Origin of the sequence: Shewanella sp. T24-MNA-CIBAN-0130, assembly GCF_040310185.1 — a bacterium.
Taxonomy (GTDB): domain Bacteria; phylum Pseudomonadota; class Gammaproteobacteria; order Enterobacterales; family Shewanellaceae; genus Shewanella; species Shewanella psychromarinicola.
Genome location: NZ_JBEOPP010000406.1, coordinates 1 through 258 on the forward strand (window position 1 = coordinate 1; position 258 = coordinate 258).

The 258-nt window shown below is 41.9% G+C and carries 1 protein-coding gene; it reads left to right on the forward strand.

Features of this window, described 5'->3' with window-relative positions:
* Nucleotides 1-258: hypothetical protein (locus AAEZ02_RS22900; RefSeq protein ID WP_351125417.1), on the forward strand; the 258-nt coding region annotated here is incomplete at both ends.

Genomic DNA, 258 nt, shown 5'->3' on the forward strand with positions numbered 1-258 from the left:
GTCAAAACCTATGCGAGCAGGCGTTTAATGAGGGCAGTCATGACAATTTAACGATGATAATACTCGGTATAAAGACGCAATTACTCCATAAAAAAAAGACAGGCGACGGTGATCATACTAACGACAGTAGTGACAATGTAAATAATGACAATGGTAATAATGACCCGTTTGCCCTTCACGATATCTATCGTTATCAGTTATTAACGGGCTTAGACGTTGGCGCACGGATCGATGGCTTCACAGTCGTTGAGGTGATAG